Genomic DNA, 2989 nt, shown 5'->3' with positions numbered 1-2989 from the left:
AGGCCGCACCGTGCGCGTGGGCACCGGGCAGTGCCGCGTGGAGGTCGCCCGGCCGGACCGCACGCGAGTCGTGGGTGACGCCGTGCACGATCACGTCCGTGTCCGTGTCCGCACGCGTGCCCGACGGCGAATGTCCCGCATCCGCGAACGCCGCCGGCTCCGGGACGGGCGCCGCGGCCGCGAGCACCGCGCGCAGATCGGCGAGGCTACACGCGGGCGGGGCAGCCGGTCGAGGTGCCGGAGAGGTCACGGTCACGACCTTAGTGGGGGCGGGCACGGCCATCCCCACGGGCGCCCGAGCACGGCGGTGGTCCAGCCGGCCTTCCCCGCCCGCCACGTCCCGGCGCGGATCGCGATCATCTGTCCAGGTCGAGCAGGAGCGGTGCGGGCCTGGTGATCGGCTGTGGCACGCCGAGGGTGGTCAACGCGAAGGACATGACACGTTGGAACACGGGCGCGGCGACCTGACCGCCGAAGTAACCCTTCTTCGGGTTGTCCAGGACGATCTCCACCACCACCCGCGGATCATCCGCCGGGGCGAACCCGATGAACGAGGGAACGTAGCCCTGGTAACCGCCGTGCACCGGGTCGGGCCGTTTGGCGGTGCCCGTCTTGCCGGCCACCCGGTAACCGGGAACCTCGGCGAGCGGCGCCGTGCCCTCGTTCGTCGCCACCGCCTCGAGTATCCGGGTGAGCGTGGCCGCGGTCTGCGCGCTGACGACGCGCTGACCAGGCGGATGGGGAATCACCTTGACGACGCCGTCCGGACCGGTGATGGCGTCGACGAGCCGCGGGGTCACGCGAACACCGCCGTTCGCGATGGTCGCGTACACCGAGGCCATCTGGAGCGCCGTCGCCGACATGCCCTGCCCGTAGGAAATGGTGGCGGCCTGGCTGCCCGACCAGTCCCGGGCGGCCGGCAGCAGGCCGGTGCCCTCGCCGGGGAAGTTCAGGCCCGTACCGGCACCGAGCCCGAACGAGCGCAGCGTCTGCTCCAGCCCGATCCGCCCGACCCGCTCGGAGATCTCCACGGTGCCGATGTTGCTGGAGCGGGCCAGGACGCCAGCGGCGGTGAGATGTTCGACGCCGTGTGGCTCGGAGTCCTCGATGCGTACCCCGCCCCGGGTGATGGACGGCGGGATGGTCATCGGGGTCTCGGAAGTGATCAGACCGCGGTCCAGCGCCGCGGCCATCGTGATCACTTTGTTGACGCTGCCGGGCTCGTAGGCGTCCCGCGTGGACCGATTGCCCAGCGCCGGGGTATCCCGGGCGGTGATGTTGTTCGGGTCGAACTGCGGCGAGTCGGCCATCGCGAGGATGTCCCCGGTGCGGGGCTCCATCACGACGACCATGCCGCCGTCGGCCTCGGAGGTATGGACCGCGTCGGCGATCGCGTTCTGAGCGTTCCACTGGATGTCCCGCTCGAGGGTCAGGCGCAGCGAGGAACCCGGGATCGGGTCCTTCTCGCGGCTCTGGCCCGAGGGGATCTCGATGCCCGCCGGGTTCGCCTCCAGCCAGCGAAGGCCGTCGGTACCGCGCAGCACCTTGTCATACGCCAGCTCCAGCCCGCCGCCGCCCTCGAGGATGTCACCATCGCCGTGCCGCATGAACCCGATGACGTTCGCGGCCAGTTCACGGGACGGGTAGGTGCGTCCGCGTTCCTCGGTGATGCCGATACCGCGCAGCCCCAGGGCGCTGACCTTCTCCGCCACGTCCGGAGTGAGCCCGCGGGCAAGGTAGACGAACTTGATGTGGTCGGCCGGGTCGGTGGTGAGCCGTCTGCGCAACGCCTCGGTGCTGTCGTCGAGGACCGGCGCAAGCTTCGCGGCCGTCCCCGCGATGTCCCTGACGTTCGTCGGGTTCGCGTAGACGGCCCGCAGCTCGACGTGCTGCGCGAGCGTGTGGCCCGCCCGGTCGGTGATGGCGCCGCGCGCCGCGGGCAGCACGATGGTCCGCAGCCGCTGGGCCTCGGCCTGGGCCGCGTAGGTGGAGGCGGAGAAACCCTGCAGCTGGGTCAGGCGCAGCCCGAGGACGCCGAGGACCGCGCACATGAGCACGATGGACACCCGCAGCCGCCGGCGCGGGCTGCCCAGCCGGTAGGCGCGACGGACCCGGGGGTGCCGCGGCCGGCTGACCCGACCGGGACGCCGGGGCGCCGAGCCCGGCCGGCCCGCATACCGGCCGTCCGCATACCGGCCGTCGTGGTCCTCGTCGCCGTACTCGTCCGCACCGGGCCCGTCGCCGGCCCCCCGACCCGGATCGTCGACATCCCGCCGCAACCGACCACCATACACGGAGGGTGGCGGTAAAGGAACAAGGCGTAGCCGTCCGCGATCGCGCCGGGGGGAGCCCGGGGGCGTCGAGCTCACTGCCCGGCTCCGGCCTTTCCCGCCGCCCCGATCGCGGCACCACCGGCCGCCGGACCACTGGGCGCAGCACCGTCCGTCCCGGTGGCGGGAAGGCGGGCGTGGGCGGTTCCGCCGGCACCGGTGGTGCCACCCGCCGTCGCGCTGGCCGCTGGCTGACCGTTCTTCCCGGGACCGCCGGTCTTCCCGGGACCGCCGGCCGGACTCGGGCCGGGCGATGCGGGCACGACGATGAGGACGGATCCGCTGCCCGGTTCCCGGGTCAGGGTCCGGGAACCAACGGGCAGCGGAGCGCCCGGCGGAAGGTATGCCGGTACCCCGCCGGGGATCATGCCGTAGCGGGAGGCCTGCGCGGCCAGCGACGCCGGATCGGAGAGCTGGTCGGCACGCACCGACAGCGACTGTTCCTCGTCCGCCAGCGCGGACGCCCGATTGCGCAGAGTGTTGGCCTGGAACGAGTTCTCCATCAACGCCAGGTTCAGCAGCAGCAGGCAGAGCAGACCAGCGGCCAACAGGAGCAGCAGCAGCACGACGAAGGGACCCTTGCGGCCCCCGCCCGGCGCCGGCCGGACCACCGCGAGCCGCGCCCGGCTCGGCGCCCGGCGCGGCTGCGGGTCGATGGC

General features: G+C 73.1%; 2 protein-coding genes and 1 pseudogene. All 3 read right to left on the bottom strand.

Translation table 11 applies throughout. The annotated features are described in order from the left end of the window. Positions 1-283 (bottom strand): annotated as a pseudogene (locus AC08OU_RS24080) (UDP-N-acetylmuramoyl-L-alanyl-D-glutamate--2,6-diaminopimelate ligase); the annotation flags it as partial. A gap of 73 nt (positions 284-356) precedes the next feature. Then, positions 357-2279 carry a peptidoglycan D,D-transpeptidase FtsI family protein gene (locus tag AC08OU_RS24075; protein ID WP_462188188.1) on the bottom strand — a complete coding sequence of 641 codons (1923 nt, stop codon included), beginning with the start codon at positions 2277-2279 and terminating at the stop codon, positions 357-359. A gap of 86 nt (positions 2280-2365) precedes the next feature. Beyond that, positions 2366-2989, bottom strand: a 624-nt coding sequence (gene ftsL / locus AC08OU_RS24070) for a cell division protein FtsL (RefSeq protein WP_476605893.1), incomplete at its 5' end; no start/stop codon positions are given.

The sequence above is a fragment of the Frankia sp. CcMO1 genome, from assembly GCF_977945845.1.
The sequence above is the reverse complement of the archived record's forward strand: the minus strand, read 5'-3'. Positions and strand labels throughout refer to the sequence as shown.